The organism is Arthrobacter silviterrae, from assembly GCF_011045165.1.
Taxonomy (GTDB): domain Bacteria; phylum Actinomycetota; class Actinomycetes; order Actinomycetales; family Micrococcaceae; genus Specibacter; species Specibacter silviterrae.
This window is the reverse complement of the sequence record NZ_JAAKZI010000103.1, coordinates 1-571: the sequence shown is the minus strand read 5'-3', so window position 1 is coordinate 571 and position 571 is coordinate 1. Positions and strand designations below refer to the sequence as shown.

The following is a 571-nucleotide window of genomic DNA, read 5'->3' as shown; positions in this document are numbered from 1 at the left end:
CAGCAGGCCTGTGACGACGGCACCGGCGGCGGGGCCTTCCTGCGCCGTGAGGGCTTGTATTCCTCCCAGATCACCGAGTGGCGCAAGCTCCGTGACGCCGGAGTCCTTGAGGGCAAGAAGCCCGGGGAAAAGATTGGCAGGCCCACTGCCGATCAGGCAGAAATCGGGCGTCTACGTCGGCAGCTGGAGGTGAGTGAACGCAAGCTGGCACGGACTGAAGCTGCGTTGTCGATTATGGAAAAAGCACGACTGCTTTTGGAGGATATCTCCGAAAGCGCGGAGCAGCAGCCCTGGTACAAGAAACCCTGATGGCCGCCTACACCGCCCTGACCGTGGCGGGCCTCCCCACCCGGGAAGCGGCCGTGATTGCCGGGGTCTCCAGGGCCACGGCAACCCGCAAACCCCGCACCCCGGGAGAAGACCCCGCGCCGGCCCCGGCGCCGGCAAACAAGCTTTCAGCGGCCGAGCGCGCCCACATCCTGGCGACCGTGAATTCAAGGGAGTTCGTGGACCTGCCGCCGGTGCAGATCTATGCCCGCCTGCTGGACGAAGGCATCTACCTGTGCTCAAT

General features: G+C 65.1%; 2 pseudogenes. Both read left to right on the top strand.

From position 1 onward, the window contains the following. Window positions 1-309: pseudogene (locus G6N77_RS20535) on the top strand (hypothetical protein); the annotation flags it as partial. After that, a pseudogene (locus G6N77_RS20530) lies at window positions 309-571 on the top strand (IS3-like element ISAar46 family transposase); the annotation flags it as partial. The pseudogenes G6N77_RS20535 and G6N77_RS20530, both read left to right, overlap by 1 nt.